Source organism: Bacillus sp. FSL R5-0416 (assembly GCF_037975425.1).
Taxonomy (GTDB): Bacteria; Bacillota; Bacilli; order Bacillales; family Bacillaceae; genus Bacillus; species Bacillus subtilis.
Map to the genome: position 1 here is coordinate 898,870 of NZ_CP150252.1, position 26,131 is coordinate 925,000.

A 26,131-nucleotide genomic window follows, 5' to 3' on the forward strand; every position below is an offset into this window, starting at 1 on the left:
ATTGATAAAGAAAGGGCGGCAGATGAATGAAAGAAGCAGAGGTATTAAAATATGAAGCATTTACAAGCAGTCCCGGTAAAGGAAACCCCGCAGGCGTCGTTTTGCGGGGAGACGTTTATACGGAAGACGAGATGCAGATCATAGCTGAGCGTGCCGGGTATTCAGAAACCTCCTTTATCCGAAAAAGCGAGTCGGCCGATCTTGAACTCCGTTACTTTACACCTGGACACGAAATGAATTTGTGCGGTCATGCGACAGTTGCGTCTCTTTACGCATTATGTGAGAAAGGAATGCTGGAGAGCGGTAAAACGTACAGCATCCAAACGAAGGCCGGTATCCTGCCTGTGAAGATTTCTGAAAAAGATGGCCGTATTCATATCACGCTTGAACAGGCCTCTCCGCAATTCAAACCATTTACAGGAGATCGGAGAAAACTTGCGGACGCACTGGGTATCACCGAAGAGGATTTTCATGAAGACCTTCCGATTGTGTTTGGCAGCACTGGCATATGGACAGCCATCGTTCCGCTTAAATCATTGGAGGCTTCCAAAAAAATGGTGCCAGATAACAAACAATTTTCGGAAGTGCTAATTGATCTGCCAAAAGCTTCAGTACATCCGTTTACCTTTGAAACCGTTCATCCCGACAGCGACCTGCACGGACGCCACTTTTCATCCCCGTATTCGGGAACGATTGAAGACCCCGTGACCGGCACAGCATCCGGCGTGATGGGGGCTTATATGAAACATTATGGCAATGCCGAGCAGCATAAATTTATCATTGAACAAGGGCAGGAAATTGGAAAAGACGGAAAAGTGGAGATCGAAATGAACGAAGCCGGCGGCCATGTGAAAGTGAACATGACAGGAACAGCCGTTTACTCAGAAACCCGTATTCTTAAAATCTAATACGGATGATGGTTTACAAAAAGATGCACTAACCGTTATCATTATGAAATGATAATCATTTTCAATTGCATAGGAAGGTGAGACGGTATGCCTCAAACCGAACAAATACATCAGCATTCAGTACTGCGGGACATCATACGCAGCAGAAGATCGATTCGAAAGTTTAAACAAGAGCCAGTACCTTCAGCAGTCATTCTTGACATGCTTGAAACGGCAAAATATGCGCCAAATCACAGAGTGACAGAGCCATGGAGATTTATTTACGTTTCCAGTGAGACAGGTAAAGCGAACCTCATCAATACATTTGCAGCGTTCTCTAAGAAATCCAAGCCGGATATGACAGAGGAAAAGCTTCAAAATTTCAAAAACACACTTGGGCGCGTTCCGGGATTTCTCCTCGTCGTGTTTCAGGAAGATGAAAACGAAAGAGTGCGGGACGACGATTTTGCGGCAACAAGCTCGTTGATTCAAAATCTTCAGCTTCTTGCTTGGGAAAAAGGAATCGGCATGGTTTGGAAAAGCGGAAAAATCCTTTATGACAAAGAAGTCCATCAGGCCTTTGGTTTGCAGGATAATGAGCGTTTCGCCGCCATCATACAAACAGGTTATCCTGACGAGGCGCCGGAAGTGAAAAAACGCACACCGATCCGCGACCGGTTCACTGAAATGTAAAAAACCCCTTGTCTCAAACGGAGACAAGGGGTTTTTCATTAACGAGATTTCTTTTTCGCTCTGTTGTCGGCTGCTTTCGCACGCTCTTGCGCTTCGCGGTCATCTGCATCAGCAAGCTCGGTTGAATATTCTTCGTAAACGCCGTCAGTTTCCCTTTTTAATGCATCGGGAACTTGTGGAAGCTTTTGTTTGTTTTTATCACGGTTTTTGTGGATATGATTTCTGCCCATATCAAATTCCCCCTAAAAAGTGATATCAAACAAAGATAGTATTTGGTTTTAAGGGGCTATGTATTCCTACTTCCGCTTAGCAGCTTTTTCCGCTTTTTTAAATTCGCCTGAATAAAGAACTTCCTGCATTTTTTTCAGGTTGGCGCCTTGCTGGTGCTTCTCCCTCTTTTTTTCCATAAAAAGGACCTCCTTCAACCATGTTATTCTTAAGGTTGACGCTTCCTGCTGTTTTTATACAGTCTTTCGGTCCGCTATCAGCTGTGAGAGTGCAAATTCAAGATCCGAATATGTAAAACGAAATCCAGAGGTTATCGCTTTTTTCGGAAGAGCGCGCTGTCCTTTCACAATCAAAAGACTCATTTCACCCAATGCTTTTGATAAAAAGAATTCCGGGACGGGGAGCCAGTGCGGGCGGTGCTTCACCCGTGCAATCGCTTTTCCGAATTGCTTCATGTCCACAGGATTGGGCGCGGTGACATTCATTGGGCCTGAGATGCCGGCGTTTTCCACCGCATATCGGATCAACTGGGCCGCATCCTCGACATGAATCCATGACAGCCACTGCCTTCCCGTTCCAATCGTTCCGCCGGCCAGAAACTTATAGGGGAGAACCATAAGCGGTAAAGCGCCTTTTTCTCCAAGCATCACGCCAAATCTCGCATAAACTGTCCGGATATCCATCGCTTCAATATGCTGTCCTTCCTTTTCCCACAGGTGTGCAGTATGGCTGAGAAAATCCTCATCTGACGTTGCAGAATCCTCTGTGAAAGTTTTCTCAAGGCTTGTGCCGTAAATGCCCACGGCACTGGCTTGGATCAATGTCTTCGGCTTCTCCTTCTGTTTCTGAATAAGCCGCTGCACTTCACGCGTCGCATTGATACGGCTGGAGAGAATGTGCTGCTTCGTTTTTTCTGTCCAGCGGCCAAAAATCGATTTTCCCGCAAGGTTTATCCAGACATCAATATGAGGAAGTTCCTGCTCCGGGGCGGCTCCTTCCGTCAGCCATTGGACATATGTCATATTTTTTTGTTCAGTTTCCCTTGCGTTTCTTGATAAAATATAAACATGGTGTCCCTGGCGGGTAAGAACGCCTGTCAGATGCTGGCCGAGAAAACCGGTTCCGCCCGTCATTGCGATATTCATGAACATCTCTCCTCATCGTTCTAATAAATATACTTTTACCTCATTGTAATAAAAGAAAACGCGTTTCAGGCCTGAGAAGGGAGATTAAGATGCCGTTTATTACAAAAATATCAACGCAAAAAAAGAATACGGAACGCTTCAATATTTTTCTGGATGATAAATACGCCTTCAGTGTGGACGCGGATGTGCTCGTGAAATTTGAGCTCAAGAAGGGAAAAGAACTCGATGATCTTGACATCATTGAGATTCAATACGGCGATGAAGTGAAGAAAGGCTTCAACCGTGCGCTTGACTTTTTATCCTATCGAATGCGGTCGACGAAAGAGGTCGAGGACTATTTAAAGAAAAAAGAAACCTCGCCCCCCGTCATTGCGGAAGTCATCCATAGGCTTAACGATTACAAGTACTTAAACGACCAGGAATTTGCCGCAGCCTATGTCAGCACTCACAAAAAAACAAACGGAAAAGGCCCTGATGTTTTGTTCAGAGAGCTAAGAGCGAAGGGAATTGATGACGATACAATTAAGGAGGCGCTAAGTTCCTTTTCCTTTGAAGATCAGATAAGAGAAGCGGTCAAGCATGTTGAAAAGCTTCTCAAAAAAGATAAAAAGCTTTCGACGAAAGAACTCAAACAGCGCGCCCAGCTGCAGCTTCAGCGCAAGGGCTTCTCATTTGATGTTATCAGCGCGGCGATGGATCAGATTGAATATGAAAATGATGAAGACACAGAGAAAGAAGCGCTGCGCCTTCACGCGGAAAAAGCGTTTAGAAAATACCGCTATGACGGCTCATATGAAAGCGCCATGAAGGTCAAACAATTTTTATTCCGCAAAGGATTCTCACTCGATTTAATCGAGCAATTACTGCAGGAAGAGGAGTACTGAAATGGAGAAACGATACAGTCAAATGACACCTCACGAACTCAATACCGAAATCGCATTACTTTCTGAAAAAGCAAGAAAAGCCGAACAGCATGGAATCATAAACGAACTGGCAGTGCTCGAACGGAAAATTACGATGGCAAAAGCATATTTGCTGAACCCGGAAGATTACTCACCGGGAGAAACATATCGTGTGGAAAACACTGAGGACGAGTTTACCATCAGTTATTTAAATGGCGTTTTCGCATGGGGATACAGGACCTCTTCCCCCCAGCAAGAGGAAGCTCTGCCAATCTCAGTATTGCAAGAAAAAGAATAAAGCGTAACAGGAGGCTGATGATCAGCCTCTTTTTGTTTGCAGCACATTTACACGAATTCTTAAAGAAAAAATCATTGAATTCACTTGAAAAATCTTTTAAGATGAAACTCGTTGTTTTTTAAAATCAAAGGAGGCGATGACGTTGAGTATCAAAAACCCATCTGTAAAATTTATTATATTTGTTCTTATGATTTGTACATTTTCAATCGGCTATACAGAATACGCGGTGATGGGTATTTTGACGTCGATTGCCAATGACTTTCATATACAGGTTTCATCCGCAGGGCTTCTTGTCACGGCTTATGCGGCAAGCGTTTGTTTGACAGGACCGCTCGTCACCATCATTTCCGTCAAGCTTCCGAGAAAGCCTGTGCTTCTTGGGCTTATGGCGATATTTATCCTTTCAAACCTGATGAGCGCACTGGCGCCGAATTTTGCGGTATTGGCCATTTCAAGAATTTTATCTGCGTCCATTCACGGCGCTTTCTTCGCGATTGCCATGGTATTCGCAAGTGAAATGGTTCCGCCGGAAAAGCGTGCTGCAGCTGCTGCTTCAATGAACGGCGGACTGACAGTGGCTCTAATGCTTGGTGTTCCATTCGGCTCTTATCTCGGAGATGTCCTGAATTGGAGAGCGGTGTTTTCCATCATTACGGGGCACTTGGTGTCATCGGATTTTTAGGCCTTATGGCTGCCGTGCCGAACAGAAAACCAAAAGTGATCCCAATGCTTATGAATGAGTGGGGGGTTTTTAAACACAAACAAGTGCTGTTTTCCTTCGCGATTACCATTTTAGGCTATTCCGGTGTCTTTATCGCCTACACCTTTATCGAACCCATTTTAAGGCATTCAGCCGGATTCAGCACGGTTGGCATTACAGGTGCTCTCTTTGCGTATGGATTGGGAGGCGTTGCCGGGAATTTCTTTGCTGGAAAAGTACCGCTGCCTTTGCTGACTCGGACGATGATCGGCGTAATGATCGGTTTAATTGGTGTTCTGGCTGTATTTCCTTACATCGCCATTTACCCGGCTGCAGCCATTGTGGCAACGTTCCTATTCGGGGCATGCGCATTCGGCACGCCGCCTCTTCTGCAAACAAAGGTCATTTCCTCATCTGAGGGCGGCACAACCATTGCCGCAGCTGTCAGCGTATCAGCATTTAACCTTGCCAATGCCCTTGGTGCATGGATCGGCGGAATGATTTTAAACGGAACAGGCTCTTATTCCTGGCTGTTTGCAGGAGGTGCGCTTATGACCGCATGCGGACTTGTGCTTTCTACCTTCGCACACTTATCAGAAAAGAAAAGCGTCTACGAATATCAAGTCAATAAAGGGTAAAAACAGCTGCAGTGTATGCAGCTGTTCTTCTTTACCGTTTGCCTGAGGCTCTCATTCTTTCTTGAGGATGCTGATTGATAGATCCGTCAGCACGCTTTGAAGCATAGTCGTCCTTTGCTCTCGGTTCACCCTGAAATTTGTTTTCGTTTTCGTAAGGAAATCCTTTTTCTTTATTTCGGACCATGTCATATCCCCCTAGGTTCGAGATCAAAAAGTTGCGTCTTTCCAGATGAAGACGTAAGGTTAGTATATGGAGAACACCACGTAATAAAGCGTTATTTTTTTCCTGAAGAAAGGAGACTGCACACATGAATATGTACATTGAGAAACTGACTAATCTGCTTCTGGAAAAGAACGAGATGATCAGCTATATACAGGCAAAAACGTGGGTGGAATTGTTATGGAGCGATTTCGAAGCAACCTATGCAAAAGCCGGACACGCCTATCAAGGTGAAAAAATGACTGAAAAAATCGTCACACAATGGATTGAAAACTATGGCGGCCAGCTCCACCTTTTTCAAAGCTCCCGTAACGACGTGAATGATTACTTAAATCAAAGCAGAGGCCTTTTGCACTAAAAACCTGCCGTTAACGACCGGCAGGTTTTTTCATTTTCTTAAAATTACCTTAAAAGGAAGAAATCATAAACAAAACATGTTTCACCAGCCTGTCAATCAGGGAATACCACTAATATCTTGTCAAAATGCGAGGAGGAGCTTTATATGAAAAAGAAACAAGTAATGCTCGCTTTAACAGCTGCCGCAGGACTGGGTTTGACAGCACTTCATTCCGCTCCCGCAGCAAAAGCTGCGCCCCTTCACGACATATCTGTCAGCATGCCATCATCCGATACTTACATCATAAAAGCAGGAAAACTGAATGTCCGGACTGAGCCAAATCATGAAGGTGATATTCTCGGCACTGTATCATCAGAACAAAAGGTAAAAGTCGATAGGTTCGTAAATGCCGATTGGGCTCAAATTCATTTCAAAGGAAAAAAAGCGTATATTTCAACCCACTTTTTAATGAAAACCGCAAGCCAAGCGAAAACAATGAAACAGACAGCCTTCTATGCACCGACGCCCGAAAATGGAAAAGCTAAACAGCTCTCATCTGGAACAGAGGTGACAATACTCGGGTGGGGATTTAGTGAAAACGGAGGATTTGACTTCACTTGGGCGTTCGTGGATTATGGCGGTGTAATAGGCTATATTCACACAAAGGATTTACAAATGCGATAAAAAGGCAGGCCGAGGCTTGTCTTTTTGCCTATGCATGAAACATTTCTTCTTTCTGCACGTAACAATGAGAAAGGAGATGATGATATGACGGGTTTAGTCGGCGGAGGGCTTATGATCATTGCGGGCATACTGATCAAACTGTTTCCTCCCAAATCGATCAACAGTGTGTATGGATACAGAACGAGACGCTCAATGTCAGATCAAAGATTATGGAATGAAGCGAACCGTTACAGTGCATCATTAATGATCCTGTCAGGCTTGGTGATTGCGGGAATGGGTTTGCTGCTGGGATCAAACTTGATTATTCTTCAGCTTATCCTGCTGATTGCCGCCTGTGTCATAACATTTATGCTAACGGAGAAAAGGCTGAAAATCATGACGCACAGTCAAGGAGGAGATTGAAGTGGACGGAGTTAAATGCCAGTTTGTCAATACGAACGGAATCACGCTCCACGTTGCAGCCGCAGGACCGGAAGACGGCCCGTTAATTGTCCTGCTCCATGGATTTCCTGAGTTTTGGTACGGCTGGAAAAATCAAATCAAACCGCTTGTTGATGCGGGTTACCGGGTCATTGCTCCTGATCAGCGGGGCTACAATCTCAGTGACAAACCGGAAGGAATTGATTCATATCGGATTGATACATTAAGAGATGATATCATCGGGCTTATTACGCAATTCACTGATGAAAAAGCAATTGTCATCGGTCATGACTGGGGAGGGGCTGTTGCATGGCATTTGGCTTCCACACGCCCGGAATATCTTGAAAAACTGATCGCGATCAATATCCCGCACCCGCACGTCATGAAAACCGTAACGCCGCTTTATCCGCCGCAATGGCTGAAAAGCTCGTATATCGCATACTTCCAGCTCCCCGATATACCGGAGGCATCACTAAGGGAAAATGATTATGAAACATTAGACAAAGCGATTGGATTATCCGACCGTCCTGCGCTTTTTACATCCGAGGATGTCAGCAGGTACAAAGAAGCGTGGAAACAGCCGGGCGCGCTGACAGCTATGCTGAACTGGTACAGAGCCCTCAGAAAAGGAAGCTTGGCAGAGAAACCCTCTTACGAAACAGTACCTTACCGAATGATCTGGGGAATGGAAGACCGCTTTTTGAGCAGGAAGCTTGCGAAAGAGACGGAAAGGCATTGCCCGAATGGACATCTCATCTTTGTTGATGAAGCTTCCCATTGGATTAACCACGAAAAGCCAGCCATCGTCAATCAGCTGATTTTGGAATATCTTAAGAACCAATAAGCTAAAATTTCTCTCCATCCGTCTGTCATAATGGCAGACTTTTTCTGTGCGTTTTTTTCATAGTCTGTTTTAAACATGACAAAATAACATTAAAAATCATGAATGTCACCATAAAATTGTAACAAAAAACAGGTTTAAACGACTTTAAAAAAAGGAATAGCCTTACTGAAGATTTGTGTAAAACTCCCCTAAGGCAATACTTAAAAAGAATAATAAAAAGAAGGTGCCTTAATGAAGCAAGGATTAATCTCGATTATTATCCCGTCTTACAATGAAGGGTATAATGTCAAACTCATTCATGAATCTTTAAAAAAGGAATTTAAAAACATTCATTATGACTATGAAATATTCTTCATAAACGACGGAAGTGTTGATGACACGCTTCAGCAGATCAAAGACTTGGCAGCGACGTGCAGCCGGGTAAAATATATATCTTTTTCTCGAAACTTTGGAAAAGAAGCCGCAATTTTGGCGGGCTTTGAGCATGTTCAGGGCGAGGCGGTTATTGTAATGGATGCCGATCTGCAGCATCCGACATATTTGCTGAAGGAATTTATCAAAGGCTACGAAGAAGGGTATGACCAAGTCATTGCCCAAAGGAACAGAAAAGGGGACAGCTTTGTCCGCTCACTCTTATCATCTATGTATTACAAGTTCATTAATAAAGCGGTGGAAGTCGATTTGCGTGACGGTGTCGGTGACTTCAGATTGTTAAGCCGCCAAGCTGTGAATGCACTTTTGAAGCTGAGCGAAGGAAACCGCTTTTCAAAAGGCCTTTTTTGCTGGATTGGCTTTGATCAGAAAATTGTATTTTATGAAAATGTCGAACGAAAAAACGGCACTTCCAAATGGTCGTTCAGCAGTCTGTTTAACTACGGAATGGACGGCGTCGTTTCATTTAATCATAAGCCGCTGAGATTATGTTTTTATACAGGCATTTTCATCCTGCTGCTTTCCATCATTTATATCATTGCCACATTCGTTAAAATTCTGACTAACGGTATTTCTGTGCCTGGGTATTTCACCATTATCTCAGCAGTGTTATTTCTCGGCGGAGTACAGCTGTTAAGCCTCGGAATTATAGGCGAATATATCGGCCGAATCTATTATGAAACAAAAAAACGCCCGCATTATTTGATCAAAGAAGCGAATATCCCGAACAAAGACCTGCCTGAAACGAACGAATTAAAAAGCATGCGGCGTCTGACAAAAATGCACTGAAAATACCAAGCGCCATTGGCAGTGCTTTTTTTGCGTGTCTATTATCTTAAAAGCAAGACTGGAGAATTCATATGAAAAGAAAACATATCATGATCTATGCGGCCAGTTTGCTGGTGTCCGTTCTGGCACACGCTTTTTTTGTGAAAGAATGGACGGAAGGCAGGTATATGACAGGTCCGGGTGACGGGCTTGCGCAAATGATCGTATTTAAAAAATTATTATTTGACCAATATACACACGGGAATTTTTTCTACAATTATTCATTCGGACTTGGCGGCGGCACATTCAGTCAGCTCGGCTATTATTTTTCTGCGTCTTTTCTTTTTCTTGCTGTATCCGCCGCTGTTTGGATGCTTCAAGCCGTCCAGCTGATCGGAGAAGCGGATACGCTTTTTTGGGCTGAGTCAGCTGTTTTTATCAGTATTTTCAAATTGAGCTTGATCATCTTTACGTCCGCTTCTGTTTTTCATTATCTTATTAAGCACAGGGCGGCATCGTTCACGGGAGCCGTGTTATACGGCGTCTCAATTATTTATTTCCGTCACGAAGCGTATTGGGAATTTTTCACCGATACAATGGTTTGGCTTCCGCTGCTTGTGCTTGGCGCAGAAAAAATTATTAGAGAGCGGCGTCCGGCGTGGTTTATCGTTGCGTGTTCGCTGACGTTAATCAACAATTTTTACTTTGCATACATAAACCTTATATTCATCGGAATCTATGTGCTGTTCAGATGGCTGATTAGTTTGGAACCACATGAAGAGAAAAGATGGATTCAAATCAGATTATTTCTCGTTTCAGGCTTCATTTCTTTTGGCATCAGTGCGGCGGCGTTTGTGCCGGTAGTATACGGTTTTTTAAACAACCTGCGCCCTCCATACAGCCAGAAAATAGAGTGGCTCAATTTCGATGATAATATCTTATTTTCGAGCCGGATCATCATTGTGCCGGCCGCTTTTCTGCTGTTTTTGTTTATGATTTCTTTTTACAAAAACCGTGTGTTTCGTCTCTTTGCCGGGTTGAGCCTGCTGTTTATTCTGTTTCATTTCAGTCCGTATGCGGCAAGCGTCTTTAACGGTTTTTCCGCCCCGCAAAACCGGTTTGAATATATTCTGGCCTTTACCATTGCGGGAGCAGCTGCGGCTGGTTTGTCACAGCTGTCTGAATTGAAACGGAAAGAACTGCTCCCGGCCGCAGCTGTCGTCCTGCTTCTTTACTTGTATCATATTCAAAGGTATAAGCTCGATATATGGAAGCCTGCGAATGAAAGTATTCTATTGCTCTTACTCATGACAATCGCAGCCTTGTTTGCTGCAGCTTTTGCGAAAAAACGGGCAAAAATGGCTGTGTACGGTATAATCATTCTTTCTTCGCTGTTTGTCGCCAACTCCTATCAAAAATACGCGCTCTCAGAAGGCGGCGATTTGGATAGTGTGACAAAAGAATATCTTACAAGTGAGGAATACAGAGGGCGGGAATCATCTGAGCTCATCAGACGTTTACAGAAGGAAAACGATGATCCGCTCATGAGAATCGACTGGATGAACGGGGTCCGCAATAATACGCCAATCATTTACGGGTTTAATGGCTTCAGCGCCTATTCCAGCATTTTAAACAAAGATCTGCTGGCCTTCTATTGGAATGATTTAAGCATCGATATGGGCAGGGAAAGCGTCAGCCGTTACGCGTCATTGGGAGACAGGGCGAATTTATACAGCCTGCTTTACGGCAAATATTATATGACCGAAAAAACAAACGAAGCCAGCGTTCCGTACGGCTTCAAAAAGCATTTAGAAACAGAGCATTATGCAGTTTATGAGAATCAGTACATGCTTCCATTCGTCAAAACAGCGGATGCCATATACAGCGAAAGTGAGCTGGACCGATTGCCCGCTCTTGCGAAAGAACAGGCGATGTTGAAAGGAATCATATTAAAAGATCCATCAGGAAAAACGGAGCAGACACCAAAACCGTCCAATATGATCACCAAGTCGGACATTACCGCAAAACAAGCCCAGTATCAAAACGGGCTGCTAACCGTAACTGGAGAAAACGGAGGAGAGCTGATCATCACCCCGAAACAGCCATCATCCGCTCCGGGAGACTACTATGTCAGCTTTTATTTGAAAAGCAAAGCAAAAGACAGAGGATTTACGTTAAAGGTAAATGATTATGTCACAACAAGGAAATCGAACAAATCGATATATAAAACCGGAGTAAATAATATAACGGTAAGAGTGCCTAAATCAGGCCATATCTCAATCAATCTTCCGAAAGGAACCTATGAGCTGAGAAACTTAGCGCTCTATGAAGAAAATTACCAAACGCTGAAAAACGCTGTAATGCAAAATAAAACAGAGAAAGCAGACAAACTGAATTGGAACAAAAATCGACTGACCTTTGCCTATCATCTGTCAAAAGACCAGTACATCATGCTTCCGATCCCATATGAAAAAGGCTGGGAGCTGAAGATCAACGGAAAAACACAGAAGATCGAAAAAGCGGATTATGCTTTTATAGGCTTCAAGGCGCAAAAGGGAGACAATCACATTGAGCTGACTTACTATCCGCCATACTTCAAAATATCGGCGATCATATCTCTCGTCAGTCTGCTGCTTGCTGTTTTCTATATAAGACGTAAAAAGCCCGGCTCTATATAGAGCCGAGCTTTAATTTTTTCTGAAGTTTTTCTTCGCTGAATATCCATCCCGTATAGGACGAACGGATCGTGAGATCATGGCCGATATGAACAATCGCGACAAACGGATAATGGCCTTTGCTCCGATAACGCAGGTCGATAAATCTCACCTCATAATGATCTTTAAACGTATCCACTTCCCACCGGTAAACCGGAGAAAAGGACAGAAACGCCGCGATGTTATCATCCTGCTTTGCCGCATGCATTACATCGGTTTCAGGAACAGGCACCCGATTAAATGTATCCAGAATCACGACATGTCCTTCCATGCTTCTTCCTACATAGAAAGCATGTGCTGTCGTCACTGCGATTCGCCATTGCCTGAATTTCATCGTTGGAGAAATAATAATGCTTTCGATCTCATCATGAATCATCTCATGAAGCTTCCGTTTAATTCTCAGCTGCATGATCAGGCGCACCAAATAATAGCCTGCCAATATGATATATAAGCTGAGAAACGTGATGCCGGGACTCCCGCCTGCATACCAAATCGCGATAGCTGCCAGATGGCTGATAAAAATAAACGGATCAAACGTATTAATCAGCCCGAGCGCAACCCATTTTTTCGAAAACGGACGAATGGCTTGTGTTCCATAGGCGTTGAATATATCAACAAAGACATGCAGAACGACTGCCAGCAGTGTCCACAGCCACAGGTGCAGAAAATCGGCCTGAGGATAAAATAAATACAGAATCGCCGGGATGATGACAGACCAAAACAAAACGGCGGGAATTGAATGGGTAAATCCTCTGTGATTCCTTATATAAACAGCATTGTTTTTAAGCTTTAACACAGTATCAATATCCGGAGCCTGAGAGCCCGCAAGCGTTGCGATCATAACAGCGTGAGCCATTGCCGGATCTGATCCGACAACAGGATCAAGCGTCGCAATACCGCCCAGTGCGATGCCCATAACGACATGTGTGCCCGTATCCATAGGTGACCTCCTTGCAGGATGATCCTGCACATTCACTTTGTAAGAAATTCCCCATTTTCATATACCCAATTTTTAAACTGATTCAATCGTTCTCATATGTTTCCGCTTTTTCTTTATTACTATTTAATGTAACATATTATCGTACTGTGCCCTTAGTGTACAACAAAAAACAGTCTAAAGAAAAGCGGGGCGCGAAAGACTGGGGAGAAACACATATGAACGTACTTGAAGACAAATTAAAACAAAAAGACATACAGCAATTTCGCGATGATTTAATCTCATGGTTTGAACGAGAGCAGCGCGTTCTGCCGTGGAGAGAGGACCAAGATCCATATAAGGTGTGGGTATCTGAAGTGATGCTACAGCAAACAAGAGTAGAGACAGTGATTCCTTACTTTCTCCGGTTTGTGGAACAATTCCCGACAGTGGAAGCGCTCGCTGATGCTGATGAAGAAAAGGTGCTGAAAGCATGGGAAGGGCTCGGCTATTATTCGCGAGTTAGAAACCTGCAAAGCGCGGTAAAAGAAGTGAAACAGGAATACGGCGGCATTGTCCCTCCAGACGAGAAAGATTTTGGCGGGTTAAAAGGCGTCGGCCCTTATACAAAGGGAGCGGTGCTCAGCATTGCCTACAATAAACCCATTCCCGCAGTTGACGGAAATGTGATGCGTGTCATGTCCAGAATTCTTTCTATTTGGGATGATATTGCCAAACCAAAAACAAGAACGATCTTTGAAGACGCCATACGAGCTTTTATTTCCAAAGAAAAACCATCTGAATTTAATCAGGGCTTGATGGAGCTTGGAGCCTTGATCTGTACGCCAAAATCACCCTCATGCCTGCTATGCCCGGTTCAGCAGCATTGCTCAGCATTTGAAGAAGGCACTGAACGGGAGCTTCCGGTAAAAAGCAAAAAGAAAAAGCCCGGGATCAAAACCATGGCCGCGATCGTACTGACTGATGAAGACGGACAAGTGTATATCCACAAACGGCCGTCTAAAGGTTTGCTCGCCAACCTGTGGGAATTCCCTAATCTTGAAACACAAAAAGGGATCAAAACTGAGCGTGAACAGCTCATTGCTTTCTTAGAAAACGAATATGGCATACAAGCTGATATCAGTGATCTGCAAGGTGTAGTCGAGCATGTTTTCACCCACCTGGTATGGAATATTTCAGTGTTTTTCGGTAAAGTAAAACAAGTGTCGGATACCAGCAAGCTGAAAAAAGTAACGAAAGAAGAGCTCGAACAATTTGCGTTCCCGGTGTCACATCAAAAAATCTGGAAGATGGCAGTAGAAGCAGCCGCCATCTCGGCTGCTCCGTAAACCATTCTTAATCGTAAGAGACGCGCGTGCCGTGGCTGTAGTCCGCTTCATTGCGCTTCATTCCGCCGCGCGCTTCAATTTCTTGCGTTAACTCCCGGTATTTTGATTGGCCTTCTTCGTTCAAATAAGGCATAATTTGCTGAAAGGCATGATGAAAATAAGCGAGTTCACTGTTCTTCCAATCTTTTTTGGAAACCATGTTCAATTCGCTCATATCACGTCCGACATACATAACAGAAGACCCCCTTTAAAGTTCTTGCCATTATTGTTTGTGGAAATAAAAGAACTATACGCTACAAGGAGATGAGGAAAAATGGAACAAAATAAATGTGCACTCGTAACAGGAAGCAGCCGCGGTGTCGGAAAAGCGGCCGCGATCAGACTTGCTGAGAACGGCTATAACATCGTCATTAACTATGCACGCAGCAAAAAAGCAGCATTAGAAACAGCGGAAGAAATTGAAAAGCTTGGCGTTAAAGTGCTTGTCGTAAAAGCAAACGTAGGACAGCCTGCAAAAATCAAAGAAATGTTTCAGCAAATTGATGAAACGTTCGGCAGACTTGATGTTTTTGTCAATAATGCCGCTTCAGGAGTCCTAAGACCTGTCATGGAATTAGAAGAAACACACTGGGACTGGACGATGAACATTAATGCGAAAGCATTGCTTTTCTGCGCTCAGGAAGCTGCCAAGCTAATGGAGAAGAACGGAGGCGGGCATATTGTCAGCATCAGTTCATTAGGCTCTATCCGCTATCTTGAAAACTACACCACGGTCGGTGTATCAAAAGCAGCGTTAGAGGCTTTAACCCGTTATCTTGCCGTTGAGCTTTCACCAAAACAAATTATCGTCAATGCTGTTTCAGGCGGAGCGATCGACACAGATGCGCTGAAACACTTCCCGAATAGAGAAGATCTGCTTGAGGATGCGCGCCAAAACACGCCGGCGGGACGCATGGTCGAAATTAAAGACATGGTTGATACTGTTGAGTTTCTAGTGTCTTCCAAGGCTGACATGATCCGCGGACAGACAATTATCGTTGACGGCGGACGTTCACTGCTCGTTTAAAAATTTTTAAAAAAGAGGAATAGCTATACGATCACCTGCACATTCTAATGACCGTGGAGGTGATAACAATGGCTAACTCAAATAACTTCAGCAAAACAAACGCTCAACAAGTTAGAAAACAAAACCAACAATCAGCTGCTGGTCAAGGTCAATTTGGCACTGAATTTGCTAGCGAAACAAACGCTCAGCAAGTCAGAAAACAAAACCAGCAATCAGCTGGCCAACAAGGTCAATTCGGCACTGAATTCGCTAGTGAAACTGACGTACAGCAGGTAAGACAGCAAAACCAATCTGCTGAACAAAACAAACAACAAAACAGCTAATCACTGAAACAGAAAAAAGCACTTCATCTTCGGGTGGAAGTGCTTTTTTCTGTTTGAAAAACGACAAAACTTGTGGAAGGTCTACAGAATGAGTCAAAGGGTTTGCTTTATGGAGATCGAAATGATTAAAGGAGGAAATGTTTATACTTTCATCAGGCTGAAGGAGGAACCGATGACGGAATTTGAAAAGCTGGTAAGTGAACAGATGAAAACGATGGATAAGCTTCTCGATCTCCAATCAGAGCTCGACCGCTGCAAACAAATTGAGGCGGAACTACGGCATTTGGAAAGGGATGCAAAGCTGCGTGGGATTCAGGCTGAAATTGCGGTAAAACGGAAACACCTTGCCGATATACAGGATATGTTTCAAAAGCAGACAGAGCAGGTCATTCGTTCATATCGCAGCTCAGAAAAGCCGTCTTCCTTTGTGTAGTGCAGGAATGTGCCATTCCCCGGCCGGAATGGCTCTTTTATTTTCATTTTTCAATTTGTAACGTTATAATAGGTAAAAGACGTTGTCGGTAAGCAAATTTGGACATACTAACTGTAGGGCTTTATAGAAAGTAGGGGAGAAATATGGGCTATCCCAAGGAAGGAGAAACCATTCAAATTCACAGCTATAAGCACAACGGGCTGATTCATAGAATTTGGAATGAGACAACAATCTTAAAAAGTACAGAAATGTGTGTCATCGGAGCCAATGACCGGACGATGGTAACCGAATCAGACGGCCGGACATGGATAACCAGAGAGCCCGCAATCTGTTATTTTCACGCAAGACAATGGTTTAATGTCATCGGGATGCTGAGGGAAGACGGGGTTCATTATTATTGCAACATCAGTTCTCCGTTTGCCTATGATGGCGAAGCAATTAAATATATTGATTATGACTTAGATGTTAAGGTTTTTCCTGACATGACCTACAATATTCTCGATGAAGACGAATATGATGATCATCGGAAAGCCATGAATTATCCAAAAGAAATCGACAGTATTTTAAGAGACTACTTAAATACGCTGCTCCATTGGATTCACCAGCGTCAGGGACCGTTTGCGCCCGAGTTTGTCGATATGTGGTATGAACGGTATTTGCGCTACACAAAATAATGGTTACGTAAAAACCTGTTGCGGGGTACAACAGGTTTTTCACATGGGCTCACACACATCATGATAAAGAGAGAGGGGGAATCAACGTGGGGGTTATGAAACGCTACATGCAATTCGTCAAACCTTATAAGAAGCAAATTTTCGTTACAGTGTTAATCGGGATCGTAAAATTCTCCATTCCGCTTGCTCTCCCATTGCTTCTGAAGTACGTAGTTGACGACATTATTCAAGGAGGCGGCACGGCTAGTGACAAAACAACGTCATTGTTCACGATTATGGCGATCATGTTCGCCTTATTTTTAATTTTGCGCCCGCCTGTTGAATATTACCGGCAATATTTTGCCCAGTGGACTGCCAGCAAGGTGCTTTATGATATAAGAGCTAAGCTGTTTGACCATATACAAAAACTGAGCCTGCGTTTTTACGCGAATACAAGAACAGGGGAAGTCATTTCCCGAGTGATTAATGATGTAGAACAAACAAAGGATTTCGTCATCACAGGGCTGATGAATATATGGCTCGATATGCTGACGATTTTGATTGTAATCTCGATCATGCTCACACTGGACGTTAAATTAACGCTGATCTCTATCGTATTATTCCCATTATACGGAATATCAGTGAAGTATTTTTACGGCCGTTTACGAAAGCTGACAAGGGAGCGCTCACAGGCTCTTGCTCAAGTGCAGGGGCATTTGCACGAACGCATTCAAGGCATGCCTGTCATCAGAAGCTTTGCGATAGAAGATCATGAACAGGCTCAATTTAATGAGAAAAACGGTCATTTCTTAGATAAAGCCATCCGACACACGAATTGGAACGCCAAAACCTTTGCGGTCGTTAATACCATTACAGATTTGGCGCCGCTCATCGTCATAGCGTGCGCCGGGTATTTTGTCATTAATGGACCGCTGACAGTCGGAACAATGGTCGCGTTTGTCGGATATATTGACAGAATGTACAACCCTGTTAGAAGGCTGATCAATTCCTCTACAACTTTGACACAGTCAATCGCATCAATGGACAGGGTATTTGAATTTATTGACGAGCCCTATGAACTCACTGACAAACCAAATGCGATAAAGGCCGATCAGATTCGCGGAGGAGTGGAGTTTCAAAACGTTTCGTTTCAATATGAGAAGGACAAAGAAAATATTCTTCATGATGTATCCTTAAAAGTAAATAGAGGAGAAACTGTAGCTCTCGTCGGCATGAGCGGAGGAGGAAAATCAACGCTCGTCAGCCTGATCCCAAGATTTTATGATGTAACAAGCGGCAGACTGCTGATTGATGGGACGGATATTCGCGATTATGAAGCAAGAAGCCTTCGCAACCAGGTTGGTATGGTGCTTCAGGATACCTTTTTATTTAGTGAAACGATTCGGGAAAATATCGCGATCGGCAAGCCTGATGCCACACTTGAAGAGATAATCGAAGCCGCCAAAGCTGCAAATGCCCATGAATTTATCATGAGTTTTCCAGAAGGATATGAGACCCGGGTGGGAGAACGTGGCGTTAAGCTTTCAGGCGGACAAAAGCAGCGGATCTCAATTGCGCGGGTATTCCTGAAAAATCCGCCGCTCCTCATTTTAGATGAAGCTACATCAGCTCTGGATTTGGAAAGTGAGCATTACATTCAAGAAGCAATGGACAAACTGGCGAAGGATAGAACAACTTTTGTTGTCGCCCACCGTTTATCGACAATCACCCATGCGGATAAGATTGTTGTCATGGAAAACGGCACAATCATTGAAATCGGAACCCATGATGAACTCATGGACTATGAGAGCCAGTACAAGCACTTATTTACCATTCAAAATTTGAACTAAAACCAATCTTATATCCTTTTAACGAAGGATATAAGATTTTTTTGTATATAAAAAAACCCGGCTGTTTAACCGGGTTACTCTTCTGTTTCTATTTCGCAGTCTTTCGGATGATACGTTTGAAAACTTGTGATAAGTGTTTCTAAATGTTCAAGCTGCTCGCGATATTCCACGGCGCTTGCCATAATATTGAGCATGTTGTAATCAATAAGCTCCTCATCCGTATTCTGCTGATTTTTTAAAAATGACTTTGTTAAAAGCTGCTTATACCGGATGCCTTCTTCAACCGCGTCATCATGCGGCTTGATTTTTCCGACAAACCTCATCAAAATCCGTTCGTGCCAGTAAAGCAGGTAATCAAGTTCTTCAGTCAATGTTTCCTGAAACTCTTCCGGCATATGATAGATCTCGTTTTCCAGACGATGCAGCTTCTTCAATGTATCAAGCGCCCGATTTGCAGTAATAATGGCCTGTCTGAACAGGACAAGCTTTCTTGATTTCACATAAGTCGTTTTCTTAAAGTAACTTCTTTCTTCTTTATATAGAAGATATGTCTGATCAAGCTTGATCATTTTTTCTTTCAGTTTTTCAATATCCTCTTTCAAAATCGAATGCTCTGTCGACTGCCGCATGGACAATCTGATCCACTTCATAATTTCTTCGGTGTTTTCGACGGTATTATGAATCAGTTTTGTTTCGTACTTAGGAGGCAAAAACACAAGGTTGACGATAAAGGAAGAAAGCACCCCTAAGATGACTGTGCTTGTTCTGATCAGCGCGAACATTAAAAAGTCGTCACCGGCAGATTCTAATATCGCAATGACTGTTACAAGAGCAATTGAAATTGTATGTTCAATTTTAAGTTTCAGCATGATTGTAATGACAATAACTGCTGTTAACCCGATCATAATCGGGCTGGGTCCGAAAATAAGGCCGAACACTGTGGCAATCACAGCTCCGATGATATTTGCTTGAACCTGGTCAATAATAATGAGAAAAGAGCGGTAAATCGACGGCTGGATCGCAAATATCGCTGCAATTCCAGCGAAAATCGGCGCGGGAAGCCCGATCCACGAAGCCAAATAAAGAGCAAGTGTAATCGCAATCCCGGTTTTGAAAATGCGGGCACCAAGTTTCATTGGTTTGTGCGTGCATTCCTTTCTATAGTAAATTGTGTGACATAGCAAATGGGCTAATCCTTAAAATTCCCGGTTAGTTTATTTGCTAAACAATTAAGTAATATACAGGGATCGATACAAATATTCAAGCTATTTTTCTAGAAAAAGACCAAAATCTTACACGTTGTTTGATTCCATAAAAAAACAGGAGCCCAAAGCTCCTGTTCAAAGTATCTGATTCTAGTTTTTAAGATGTTTAAAAGCATCCTCGACCGCTGCAAGCGTGTCTTTAATATCCTGCTCTGTATGTGCTGTGGTAATAAACCAAGCTTCATACTTAGAAGGTGCTAAATTAATTCCGCGTTCCAGCATCAGCTTGAAAAACGTAGCGAATGTTTCTCCGTCACTCCGTTCAGCCTGCTCGTAATTTTCCACTTTCTCATCAGAGAAGTATACCGTGAGCGCACCTTTTAACCGGTTGACCGTAATGGTGATGCCGTGTGTTTCTGCGTGCTTCAAAATGCCTTCCTCAAGCATAGCGCCAAGGTGATCAAGCTTTTCATACACGCCTTTTTCTTTGAGCACTTCTAGACAAGCGATGCCTGATAGGATGGAAGCGGGGTTCCCTGCCATTGTTCCTGCCTGATAAGCAGGCCCTAGCGGAGCTACCTGCTCCATGATTTCTTGTTTGCCGCCATAGGCGCCAATCGGAAGTCCGCCGCCGATAATTTTCCCGAGTGCTGTTAAATCTGGTTTCACCTGTAAGAGATCCTGCGCGCCGCCATACATAAAGCGGAAAGCCGTAATGACTTCATCGTAAATAACGAGAGCGCCTGCATTATGTGTCAATTCATTTACTTTTTCTAAGAAGCCCTCTTTAGGCTCGACGATACCGAAGTTGCCGACAATCGGTTCAACGAGAACCGCCGCGATTTCACTGCCCCATTTATCAAGAGCCGCTTTATAGCTATCGATATCATTAAATGGTACTGTGATCACTTCGTTTGCAATGCTTTTCGGTACACCGGCTGAGTCTGGTGTGCCGAGAGTAGACGGGCCGGAGCCTGCGGCGACAAGCACAAGGTCCGAATGCCCGTGATAGCAGCCCGCAAATTTAATGATTTTTGTCCGGCCTGTATATGCGCGAGCCACGCGGATGGTCGTCATAACGGCTTCTGTACCCGAATTGACGAATCTTACTTTGTCCATAGCGGGAATGGCTTCTTTGAGCATCTTTGCAAATGTAACCTCGTGTTTCGTTGGTGTTCCATACAATACACCGTTCTCTGCCGCTTTTTTAATCGCTTCTGTAATATGCGGGTGGGCATGTCCTGTAATAATCGGACCGTACGCCGCTAAATAATCGATGTATTTGTTGCCGTCCACATCCCAAAAATAAGCGCCGCTTGCTTTCTCCATTGCAACAGGAGAACCGCCGCCGACTGCTTTATATGATCTAGACGGGCTGTTTACACCGCCGACAATGTGCTGTAATGCCTCATTGTGAAGTTCAATTGATTTTGTATGCAAGAATAAAAACCTCCTATATCTCCATGCGTCCTTTCTATTGTAGCATGCTTCCGAACAAGAACAATGGCTTCGGGCTTCAGATTCAGCTGAGATGGTTGTAATCCGGACAAGAATTGGATACGCTTAATAAAAAAACATCCGGAGGTAACGTAATGACTATAGAAATCGGACAAAAAGCGCCTGATCTTGAGTTAAAAGGCGATCATGGGGAAACAGTAAAATTATCGGATTATAAAGGAAAGTACATCGTGCTTTATTTTTATCCAAAGGACATGACACCGGGATGTACAACTGAAGCATGCGATTTTCGGGACAGTCACGAGAGCTTCGCCGAACTGGATGCCGTCATTATTGGCGTCAGCCCGGACAGCCAGGAAAAACACGGAAAATTTAAAGAGAAGCATAACCTGCCATTTCTGCTTCTTGTAGATGACGAGCATGAGCTGGCGGAAGCGTTTGATGTGTGGAAGCTGAAGAAAAACTTCGGAAAAGAGTATATGGGAATCGAGCGTTCCACTTTTTTAATTGATAAAGAAGGCCGGCTCATTAAAGAATGGAGAAAAGTAAAAGTAAAGGACCATGTAGCCGAAGCGCTTCAAACCCTCAAAGATATGTCGGAAAAGTAAGTCTCTATGAGCCTATGCTTACTTTTACCCTGATATCAATTGACAAATTATCGTAGAAAGAGTTACACTAATTATAAACATTACAATGTAAGAATTTTTTTTAGAAGAGAGGTGCATGACGGATGGCTGCACATGAACTAAAAGAAGCCTTAGAAACGTTGAAGGAAACCGGAGTTCGCATTACTCCTCAACGTCATGCGATTCTGGAATATCTCGTTAACTCTATGGCTCATCCAACAGCGGACGATATATATAAAGCTCTGGAAGGGAAATTTCCTAACATGAGCGTAGCGACGGTATATAACAATTTGCGTGTGTTCCGGGAATCAGGTTTGGTAAAAGAGCTCACATACGGTGATGCTTCCAGCAGATTCGATTTTGTGACATCTGATCACTATCACGCGATTTGCGAAAACTGCGGTAAAATTGTGGACTTCCACTACCCGGGCCTTGATGAAGTGGAACAGCTCGCTGCCCACGTCACGGGCTTCAAGGTAAGCCACCACCGTTTAGAAATTTACGGCGTCTGCCAAGAGTGTTCGAAAAAAGAAAATCATTAAAAATAAGCTGACCGCACGAAACGGTCAGCTTATTTTATTTCGACATTTTCTTTTTATTATAAGACTCATCAAATTCTTTTCCTTCTAATCCCTTATCTAAAGTCAGCGGCTCTCGGCAATGCATGCACATATCGACTCTTCCTAAAACCTTTGTCTCTTTTTCACAGCCCGGACAAATGACGCGAACCGCTTTGGTCGAAAGCATTCCGATCCAAAAGTAAACAACCGTGCTGAGACCGATGGATAAAAGTCCAAGTATCATAAACAAACTAGATAGCAAAACTGACTCTTTGAAAAAGATCCCGATGTACATAATGATAAACCCAACGAAAACCAAACTTAACGCAAATGTTCTGATTTTATTAATTTTGCTGGAGTATTTCGCCATGTCCATCCCCCTCTGATTTAACTATAGCACAAACCCGATGGGATTTTCTTCATGTTTTCGGTTGAACTGGAATTTACATATGGAGAGTTACTGTGAAATTGTTTATAATAGTTCAATGTGTTTAGAAAAAAGGAATTTCGTTTTAACCATAGAATTGAATCAAATAGAGAATAAAAAAATTTGAACAATTGCATTGGAGGAATAGTGATGGAAAATCTTCTCCGTCCAATTTACCAAGAAAGAGCAAGTCATCCCAACACATTGGCTGTCATTATGATTGAGAGAAGAAACAAAACATCTTCCTTAACAGATAACTTTGATGCAGCTTTGCTGGTGATTGTAAAGGATGCTGATGAGCCAGTTTTTATAAAGCATTATGAATTTGATCATCAAACAGCTTCTTTGCATGTGGTAACAGATTCTCAGATTCAAGAATGGATTTTGCTCGGAACAAATAGAAGAATCATAGATTGGATTGTAAATGGCAGAGTTTTGTTTGACCGTAATGAATACGTAGTTGAACTGATTGACAGGCTGAATACATTTCCGTTTGCCGAACGTAAACTGAAGATCGGACTCGAATACGGCAAATTAATCAGAAGGTATGTTGAAGGGAAAGCTTTTTTTGAAGCCAATCAATTTTTAGATGCCTACAACGCCGTTGTTCATGCGCTGCATCATTTAGCACGTATTGAAGTAATCGACAGAGGATTCCATCCCGAAACCACGGTGTGGAGCCAAGTGCGCCAGATGGAGCCGCAAGTGTACAAGTTATATTCCGAGCTGATTGAAAGTCACGAGAGCCTGGAAAAAAGACTTGAATTATTATTCTTAGCAAATGATTTTCTCATCCATTCCAAAGCCGAGATCGGTTCGGCGCATCTTTTCGAAGTAATGAAAGAAAAAGACATTTGGCAATTCGGTGAGCTTCTTCAACATCATGACCTAAAGCACTTTACCCAAGATCTTGGCGTTATGCTTGATTACTTGACAGAAAAGGGACTTATCAACGTCTGCCAGATAGAAACGAAAGGACAGGCTGTCTATCACCGAGGATATTCTTTTAAAAAAGGTGTTGACTCTGATTCTTGACCGTGTTATATTATTAAACGTCGCTGATGCGCTTCTGAGAAAACAAGCTCACAGCGGCGGGAAAATAAATCAAAAAAACATTTGACAAAAGAAAGTCAAAATGTTATATTAATAAAGTCTCTTCAACAAGAAGTGAAAATGATCTTTGAAAACTAAACAAGACAAAACGTACCTGTTAATTCAGTTTTTAAAAAAATCGCACAGCGATGTGCGTAGTCAGTCAAACTAGGGCCTGCACGACGCAGGTCACACAGGTGTCGCCGCAGGAAGCGGTGAATTTAACCTGTGATCCATTTATCGGAGAGTTTGATCCTGGCTCAGGACGAACGCTGGCGGCGTGCCTAATACATGCAAGTCGAGCGGACAGATGGGAGCTTGCTCCCTGATGTTAGCGGCGGACGGGTGAGTAACACGTGGGTAACCTGCCTGTAAGACTGGGATAACTCCGGGAAACCGGGGCTAATACCGGATGGTTGTTTGAACCGCATGGTTCAAACATAAAAGGTGGCTTCGGCTACCACTTACAGATGGACCCGCGGCGCATTAGCTAGTTGGTGAGGTAACGGCTCACCAAGGCAACGATGCGTAGCCGACCTGAGAGGGTGATCGGCCACACTGGGACTGAGACACGGCCCAGACTCCTACGGGAGGCAGCAGTAGGGAATCTTCCGCAATGGACGAAAGTCTGACGGAGCAACGCCGCGTGAGTGATGAAGGTTTTCGGATCGTAAAGCTCTGTTGTTAGGGAAGAACAAGTACCGTTCGAATAGGGCGGTACCTTGACGGTACCTAACCAGAAAGCCACGGCTAACTACGTGCCAGCAGCCGCGGTAATACGTAGGTGGCAAGCGTTGTCCGGAATTATTGGGCGTAAAGGGCTCGCAGGCGGTTTCTTAAGTCTGATGTGAAAGCCCCCGGCTCAACCGGGGAGGGTCATTGGAAACTGGGGAACTTGAGTGCAGAAGAGGAGAGTGGAATTCCACGTGTAGCGGTGAAATGCGTAGAGATGTGGAGGAACACCAGTGGCGAAGGCGACTCTCTGGTCTGTAACTGACGCTGAGGAGCGAAAGCGTGGGGAGCGAACAGGATTAGATACCCTGGTAGTCCACGCCGTAAACGATGAGTGCTAAGTGTTAGGGGGTTTCCGCCCCTTAGTGCTGCAGCTAACGCATTAAGCACTCCGCCTGGGGAGTACGGTCGCAAGACTGAAACTCAAAGGAATTGACGGGGGCCCGCACAAGCGGTGGAGCATGTGGTTTAATTCGAAGCAACGCGAAGAACCTTACCAGGTCTTGACATCCTCTGACAATCCTAGAGATAGGACGTCCCCTTCGGGGGCAGAGTGACAGGTGGTGCATGGTTGTCGTCAGCTCGTGTCGTGAGATGTTGGGTTAAGTCCCGCAACGAGCGCAACCCTTGATCTTAGTTGCCAGCATTCAGTTGGGCACTCTAAGGTGACTGCCGGTGACAAACCGGAGGAAGGTGGGGATGACGTCAAATCATCATGCCCCTTATGACCTGGGCTACACACGTGCTACAATGGACAGAACAAAGGGCAGCGAAACCGCGAGGTTAAGCCAATCCCACAAATCTGTTCTCAGTTCGGATCGCAGTCTGCAACTCGACTGCGTGAAGCTGGAATCGCTAGTAATCGCGGATCAGCATGCCGCGGTGAATACGTTCCCGGGCCTTGTACACACCGCCCGTCACACCACGAGAGTTTGTAACACCCGAAGTCGGTGAGGTAACCTTTTAGGAGCCAGCCGCCGAAGGTGGGACAGATGATTGGGGTGAAGTCGTAACAAGGTAGCCGTATCGGAAGGTGCGGCTGGATCACCTCCTTTCTAAGGATATTATACGGAATATAAGACCTTGGGTCTTATAAACAGAACGTTCCCTGTCTTGTTTAGTTTTGAAGGATCATTCCTTCGAAACGTGTTCTTTGAAAACTAGATAACAGTAGACATCACATTCAATTAGTAACACAAGATATCACATAGTGATTCTTTTTAACGGTTAAGTTAGAAAGGGCGCACGGTGGATGCCTTGGCACTAGGAGCCGATGAAGGACGGGACGAACACCGATATGCTTCGGGGAGCTGTAAGCAAGCTTTGATCCGGAGATTTCCGAATGGGGAAACCCACCACTCGTAATGGAGTGGTATCCATATCTGAATTCATAGGATATGAGAAGGCAGACCCGGGGAACTGAAACATCTAAGTACCCGGAGGAAGAGAAAGCAAATGCGATTCCCTGAGTAGCGGCGAGCGAAACGGGATTAGCCCAAACCAAGAGGCTTGCCTCTTGGGGTTGTAGGAC

The 26,131-nt window shown here is 44.0% G+C and carries 28 protein-coding genes, 2 rRNA genes and 1 pseudogene (1 of these 31 cut by a window edge); 22 read left to right on the forward strand and 9 right to left on the reverse strand.

Annotated features, from left to right (window positions below):
* Window positions 1-26: 26 nt before the first annotated feature.
* Both NYE20_RS04595 and NYE20_RS04600 read left to right on the forward strand, forming a co-directional pair.
* Window positions 27-908, forward strand: coding sequence for a PhzF family phenazine biosynthesis isomerase (locus NYE20_RS04595; protein ID WP_161621441.1), 882 nt, complete (start codon window positions 27-29; stop codon window positions 906-908).
* A gap of 87 nt (window positions 909-995) precedes the next feature.
* The gene (locus NYE20_RS04600; protein WP_161621442.1) at window positions 996-1,580 is read left to right on the forward strand and encodes a nitroreductase; all 585 of its coding nucleotides are present in this window, start codon (window positions 996-998) and stop codon (window positions 1,578-1,580) included.
* A gap of 38 nt (window positions 1,581-1,618) precedes the next feature.
* Here NYE20_RS04600 and NYE20_RS04605 read toward each other — a convergent pair whose 3' ends face one another.
* The 3 genes from NYE20_RS04605 to NYE20_RS04615 all read right to left on the reverse strand — a co-directional run bounded on the left by NYE20_RS04605 (window position 1,619) and on the right by NYE20_RS04615 (window position 2,953).
* Complete coding sequence (locus NYE20_RS04605) at window positions 1,619-1,810, reverse strand: YfhD family protein (protein WP_003233561.1); 192 nt, start codon at window positions 1,808-1,810, stop codon at window positions 1,619-1,621.
* Between the two features lie 66 nt (window positions 1,811-1,876).
* On the reverse strand, window positions 1,877-1,987 hold the full coding sequence (locus NYE20_RS04610; protein ID WP_003223230.1) for a YfhE family protein: 111 nt from the start codon (window positions 1,985-1,987) through the stop codon (window positions 1,877-1,879).
* A 54-nt stretch (window positions 1,988-2,041) separates the two neighbouring features.
* Entirely contained in the window at window positions 2,042-2,953 is a 912-nt protein-coding gene (locus NYE20_RS04615) for a TIGR01777 family oxidoreductase (RefSeq protein ID WP_161621443.1), read from the reverse strand.
* Between the two features lie 89 nt (window positions 2,954-3,042).
* On the opposite strand from NYE20_RS04615, the gene recX reads away from it, so the two are divergent.
* From recX to NYE20_RS04630, 3 genes and pseudogenes are all read left to right on the forward strand, one after another.
* Window positions 3,043-3,837: a recombination regulator RecX gene (gene recX, locus NYE20_RS04620; protein ID WP_064671928.1), complete on the forward strand. Its 795-nt coding sequence runs from the start codon at window positions 3,043-3,045 to the stop codon at window positions 3,835-3,837.
* 1 nt (window position 3,838) lies between these two features.
* Window positions 3,839-4,153 carry a YfhH family protein gene (locus tag NYE20_RS04625; protein ID WP_003244592.1) on the forward strand — a complete coding sequence of 105 codons (315 nt, stop codon included), beginning with the start codon at window positions 3,839-3,841 and terminating at the stop codon, window positions 4,151-4,153.
* Between the two features lie 142 nt (window positions 4,154-4,295).
* Window positions 4,296-5,491, forward strand: a pseudogene (locus tag NYE20_RS04630) (MFS transporter).
* A gap of 31 nt (window positions 5,492-5,522) precedes the next feature.
* Here NYE20_RS04630 and NYE20_RS04635 read toward each other — a convergent pair.
* Window positions 5,523-5,675, reverse strand: a complete 153-nt coding sequence (locus NYE20_RS04635; protein ID WP_003223241.1) for a small, acid-soluble spore protein K — start codon at window positions 5,673-5,675, stop codon at window positions 5,523-5,525.
* Window positions 5,676-5,799: 124 nt separating this feature from the next.
* On the opposite strand from NYE20_RS04635, the gene NYE20_RS04640 reads away from it, so the two are divergent.
* The 6 genes from NYE20_RS04640 to NYE20_RS04665 all read left to right on the forward strand — a co-directional run bounded on the left by NYE20_RS04640 (window position 5,800) and on the right by NYE20_RS04665 (window position 11,874).
* On the forward strand, window positions 5,800-6,069 hold the full coding sequence (locus NYE20_RS04640; protein ID WP_003243789.1) for a YfhJ family protein: 270 nt from the start codon (window positions 5,800-5,802) through the stop codon (window positions 6,067-6,069).
* 144 nt (window positions 6,070-6,213) lie between these two features.
* Window positions 6,214-6,732 (forward strand): SH3 domain-containing protein, encoded by a 519-nt coding sequence (locus NYE20_RS04645; RefSeq protein WP_161621444.1) that lies wholly within the window; start codon window positions 6,214-6,216, stop codon window positions 6,730-6,732.
* Between the two features lie 84 nt (window positions 6,733-6,816).
* Window positions 6,817-7,134 carry an SdpC immunity protein SpdL gene (gene spdL / locus NYE20_RS04650; RefSeq protein ID WP_021481164.1) on the forward strand — a complete coding sequence of 106 codons (318 nt, stop codon included), beginning with the start codon at window positions 6,817-6,819 and terminating at the stop codon, window positions 7,132-7,134.
* Window position 7,135: 1 nt separating this feature from the next.
* The gene (gene ephM / locus NYE20_RS04655; RefSeq protein WP_014479220.1) at window positions 7,136-7,996 is read left to right on the forward strand and encodes an epoxide hydrolase EphM; all 861 of its coding nucleotides are present in this window, start codon (window positions 7,136-7,138) and stop codon (window positions 7,994-7,996) included.
* A gap of 231 nt (window positions 7,997-8,227) precedes the next feature.
* Entirely contained in the window at window positions 8,228-9,217 is a 990-nt protein-coding gene (locus NYE20_RS04660; RefSeq protein WP_003244113.1) for a glycosyltransferase family 2 protein, read from the forward strand.
* Between the two features lie 71 nt (window positions 9,218-9,288).
* Complete coding sequence (locus NYE20_RS04665) at window positions 9,289-11,874, forward strand: YfhO family protein (RefSeq protein ID WP_282627465.1); 2,586 nt, start codon at window positions 9,289-9,291, stop codon at window positions 11,872-11,874.
* Here the strand turns inward: NYE20_RS04665 and NYE20_RS04670 are convergent.
* Window positions 11,867-12,850, reverse strand: a complete 984-nt coding sequence (locus tag NYE20_RS04670; protein ID WP_014476212.1) for a metal-dependent hydrolase — start codon at window positions 12,848-12,850, stop codon at window positions 11,867-11,869. The two genes, NYE20_RS04665 and NYE20_RS04670, sit on opposite strands and share 8 nt — an antisense overlap.
* Before the next feature lie 215 nt (window positions 12,851-13,065).
* Here NYE20_RS04670 and mutY point away from each other — a divergent pair, with 215 nt between their 5' ends.
* The gene (mutY, locus tag NYE20_RS04675) at window positions 13,066-14,175 is read left to right on the forward strand and encodes an A/G-specific adenine glycosylase (RefSeq protein ID WP_014479222.1); all 1,110 of its coding nucleotides are present in this window, start codon (window positions 13,066-13,068) and stop codon (window positions 14,173-14,175) included.
* 7 nt (window positions 14,176-14,182) lie between these two features.
* Here mutY and NYE20_RS04680 read toward each other — a convergent pair whose 3' ends face one another.
* On the reverse strand, window positions 14,183-14,407 hold the full coding sequence (locus NYE20_RS04680; RefSeq protein WP_003233542.1) for a hypothetical protein: 225 nt from the start codon (window positions 14,405-14,407) through the stop codon (window positions 14,183-14,185).
* An 81-nt stretch (window positions 14,408-14,488) separates the two neighbouring features.
* On the opposite strand from NYE20_RS04680, the gene fabL reads away from it, so the two are divergent.
* The 5 genes from fabL (at window position 14,489) to NYE20_RS04705 (ending at window position 18,500) form a co-directional block, all read left to right on the forward strand.
* Window positions 14,489-15,241 (forward strand): enoyl-[acyl-carrier-protein] reductase FabL, encoded by a 753-nt coding sequence (gene fabL / locus NYE20_RS04685; RefSeq protein WP_003223262.1) that lies wholly within the window; start codon window positions 14,489-14,491, stop codon window positions 15,239-15,241.
* Window positions 15,242-15,309: 68 nt separating this feature from the next.
* On the forward strand, window positions 15,310-15,564 hold the full coding sequence (sspE, locus tag NYE20_RS04690) for a gamma type acid-soluble spore protein SspE (protein ID WP_014476214.1): 255 nt from the start codon (window positions 15,310-15,312) through the stop codon (window positions 15,562-15,564).
* A 172-nt stretch (window positions 15,565-15,736) separates the two neighbouring features.
* Window positions 15,737-15,997: a YgaB family protein gene (locus NYE20_RS04695; protein ID WP_031315502.1), complete on the forward strand. Its 261-nt coding sequence runs from the start codon at window positions 15,737-15,739 to the stop codon at window positions 15,995-15,997.
* 143 nt (window positions 15,998-16,140) lie between these two features.
* The gene (locus NYE20_RS04700; protein WP_003223272.1) at window positions 16,141-16,671 is read left to right on the forward strand and encodes a DUF402 domain-containing protein; all 531 of its coding nucleotides are present in this window, start codon (window positions 16,141-16,143) and stop codon (window positions 16,669-16,671) included.
* An 86-nt stretch (window positions 16,672-16,757) separates the two neighbouring features.
* The gene (locus tag NYE20_RS04705; RefSeq protein ID WP_009966836.1) at window positions 16,758-18,500 is read left to right on the forward strand and encodes an ABC transporter ATP-binding protein; all 1,743 of its coding nucleotides are present in this window, start codon (window positions 16,758-16,760) and stop codon (window positions 18,498-18,500) included.
* A 74-nt stretch (window positions 18,501-18,574) separates the two neighbouring features.
* Here NYE20_RS04705 and NYE20_RS04710 read toward each other — a convergent pair whose 3' ends face one another.
* Both NYE20_RS04710 and NYE20_RS04715 read right to left on the reverse strand, forming a co-directional pair.
* The gene (locus NYE20_RS04710; RefSeq protein ID WP_003233537.1) at window positions 18,575-19,636 is read right to left on the reverse strand and encodes an aromatic acid exporter family protein; all 1,062 of its coding nucleotides are present in this window, start codon (window positions 19,634-19,636) and stop codon (window positions 18,575-18,577) included.
* A gap of 219 nt (window positions 19,637-19,855) precedes the next feature.
* Window positions 19,856-21,145 carry a glutamate-1-semialdehyde 2,1-aminomutase gene (locus NYE20_RS04715; RefSeq protein WP_015715541.1) on the reverse strand — a complete coding sequence of 430 codons (1,290 nt, stop codon included), beginning with the start codon at window positions 21,143-21,145 and terminating at the stop codon, window positions 19,856-19,858.
* A 152-nt stretch (window positions 21,146-21,297) separates the two neighbouring features.
* Here NYE20_RS04715 and bcp point away from each other — a divergent pair, with 152 nt between their 5' ends.
* Together bcp and perR are read left to right on the forward strand one after the other, a co-directional pair.
* Window positions 21,298-21,771 carry a thioredoxin-dependent thiol peroxidase gene (bcp, locus tag NYE20_RS04720; protein WP_024572676.1) on the forward strand — a complete coding sequence of 158 codons (474 nt, stop codon included), beginning with the start codon at window positions 21,298-21,300 and terminating at the stop codon, window positions 21,769-21,771.
* Window positions 21,772-21,893: 122 nt separating this feature from the next.
* Entirely contained in the window at window positions 21,894-22,331 is a 438-nt protein-coding gene (perR, locus tag NYE20_RS04725) for a peroxide-responsive transcriptional repressor PerR (RefSeq protein WP_003223285.1), read from the forward strand.
* Between the two features lie 34 nt (window positions 22,332-22,365).
* Here the strand turns inward: perR and NYE20_RS04730 are convergent, their stop codons facing one another.
* Window positions 22,366-22,719: a YgzB family protein gene (locus NYE20_RS04730; RefSeq protein ID WP_014113119.1), complete on the reverse strand. Its 354-nt coding sequence runs from the start codon at window positions 22,717-22,719 to the stop codon at window positions 22,366-22,368.
* A 207-nt stretch (window positions 22,720-22,926) separates the two neighbouring features.
* Here NYE20_RS04730 and NYE20_RS04735 point away from each other — a divergent pair, with 207 nt between their 5' ends.
* The 3 genes from NYE20_RS04735 to NYE20_RS04745 form a co-directional block, all read left to right on the forward strand.
* Complete coding sequence (locus tag NYE20_RS04735; protein ID WP_003243727.1) at window positions 22,927-23,811, forward strand: nucleotidyltransferase-like protein; 885 nt, start codon at window positions 22,927-22,929, stop codon at window positions 23,809-23,811.
* A 294-nt stretch (window positions 23,812-24,105) separates the two neighbouring features.
* Window positions 24,106-25,655: ribosomal RNA gene (locus NYE20_RS04740) — 16S ribosomal RNA — on the forward strand.
* Window positions 25,656-25,825: 170 nt separating this feature from the next.
* Window positions 25,826-26,131 (forward strand): 23S ribosomal RNA (locus tag NYE20_RS04745) (it continues 2,622 nt past the right edge of the window).
* Together the 16S and 23S rRNA genes form the textbook arrangement of a ribosomal RNA operon.

What these genes read in the sequence shown, in the direction of transcription:
- NYE20_RS04595 (WP_161621441.1), top strand. Translation starts at nt 27, where the DNA reads ATGAAAGAAGCAGAGGTATTAAAATATGAAGCATTTACAAGCAGTCCC.
- recX (WP_064671928.1), top strand. Translation starts at nt 3,043, where the DNA reads ATGCCGTTTATTACAAAAATATCAACGCAAAAAAAGAATACGGAACGC.
- NYE20_RS04680 (WP_003233542.1), bottom strand. Translation starts at nt 14,407, where the DNA reads ATGTATGTCGGACGTGATATGAGCGAATTGAACATGGTTTCCAAAAAA.
- NYE20_RS04710 (WP_003233537.1), bottom strand. Translation starts at nt 19,636, where the DNA reads ATGAAACTTGGTGCCCGCATTTTCAAAACCGGGATTGCGATTACACTT.
- NYE20_RS04735 (WP_003243727.1), top strand. Translation starts at nt 22,927, where the DNA reads ATGGAAAATCTTCTCCGTCCAATTTACCAAGAAAGAGCAAGTCATCCC.
- NYE20_RS04625 (WP_003244592.1), top strand. Translation starts at nt 3,839, where the DNA reads ATGGAGAAACGATACAGTCAAATGACACCTCACGAACTCAATACCGAA.
- spdL (WP_021481164.1), top strand. Translation starts at nt 6,817, where the DNA reads ATGACGGGTTTAGTCGGCGGAGGGCTTATGATCATTGCGGGCATACTG.
- NYE20_RS04730 (WP_014113119.1), bottom strand. Translation starts at nt 22,719, where the DNA reads ATGGCGAAATACTCCAGCAAAATTAATAAAATCAGAACATTTGCGTTA.
- NYE20_RS04645 (WP_161621444.1), top strand. Translation starts at nt 6,214, where the DNA reads ATGAAAAAGAAACAAGTAATGCTCGCTTTAACAGCTGCCGCAGGACTG.
- NYE20_RS04695 (WP_031315502.1), top strand. Translation starts at nt 15,737, where the DNA reads ATGACGGAATTTGAAAAGCTGGTAAGTGAACAGATGAAAACGATGGAT.
- NYE20_RS04600 (WP_161621442.1), top strand. Translation starts at nt 996, where the DNA reads ATGCCTCAAACCGAACAAATACATCAGCATTCAGTACTGCGGGACATC.
- NYE20_RS04700 (WP_003223272.1), top strand. Translation starts at nt 16,141, where the DNA reads ATGGGCTATCCCAAGGAAGGAGAAACCATTCAAATTCACAGCTATAAG.
- NYE20_RS04665 (WP_282627465.1), top strand. Translation starts at nt 9,289, where the DNA reads ATGAAAAGAAAACATATCATGATCTATGCGGCCAGTTTGCTGGTGTCC.
- NYE20_RS04605 (WP_003233561.1), bottom strand. Translation starts at nt 1,810, where the DNA reads ATGGGCAGAAATCATATCCACAAAAACCGTGATAAAAACAAACAAAAG.
- bcp (WP_024572676.1), top strand. Translation starts at nt 21,298, where the DNA reads ATGACTATAGAAATCGGACAAAAAGCGCCTGATCTTGAGTTAAAAGGC.
- fabL (WP_003223262.1), top strand. Translation starts at nt 14,489, where the DNA reads ATGGAACAAAATAAATGTGCACTCGTAACAGGAAGCAGCCGCGGTGTC.
- NYE20_RS04635 (WP_003223241.1), bottom strand. Translation starts at nt 5,675, where the DNA reads ATGGTCCGAAATAAAGAAAAAGGATTTCCTTACGAAAACGAAAACAAA.
- sspE (WP_014476214.1), top strand. Translation starts at nt 15,310, where the DNA reads ATGGCTAACTCAAATAACTTCAGCAAAACAAACGCTCAACAAGTTAGA.
- NYE20_RS04670 (WP_014476212.1), bottom strand. Translation starts at nt 12,850, where the DNA reads ATGGATACGGGCACACATGTCGTTATGGGCATCGCACTGGGCGGTATT.
- NYE20_RS04640 (WP_003243789.1), top strand. Translation starts at nt 5,800, where the DNA reads ATGAATATGTACATTGAGAAACTGACTAATCTGCTTCTGGAAAAGAAC.
- NYE20_RS04610 (WP_003223230.1), bottom strand. Translation starts at nt 1,987, where the DNA reads ATGGAAAAAAAGAGGGAGAAGCACCAGCAAGGCGCCAACCTGAAAAAA.
- perR (WP_003223285.1), top strand. Translation starts at nt 21,894, where the DNA reads ATGGCTGCACATGAACTAAAAGAAGCCTTAGAAACGTTGAAGGAAACC.
- mutY (WP_014479222.1), top strand. Translation starts at nt 13,066, where the DNA reads ATGAACGTACTTGAAGACAAATTAAAACAAAAAGACATACAGCAATTT.
- NYE20_RS04615 (WP_161621443.1), bottom strand. Translation starts at nt 2,953, where the DNA reads ATGAATATCGCAATGACGGGCGGAACCGGTTTTCTCGGCCAGCATCTG.
- NYE20_RS04660 (WP_003244113.1), top strand. Translation starts at nt 8,228, where the DNA reads ATGAAGCAAGGATTAATCTCGATTATTATCCCGTCTTACAATGAAGGG.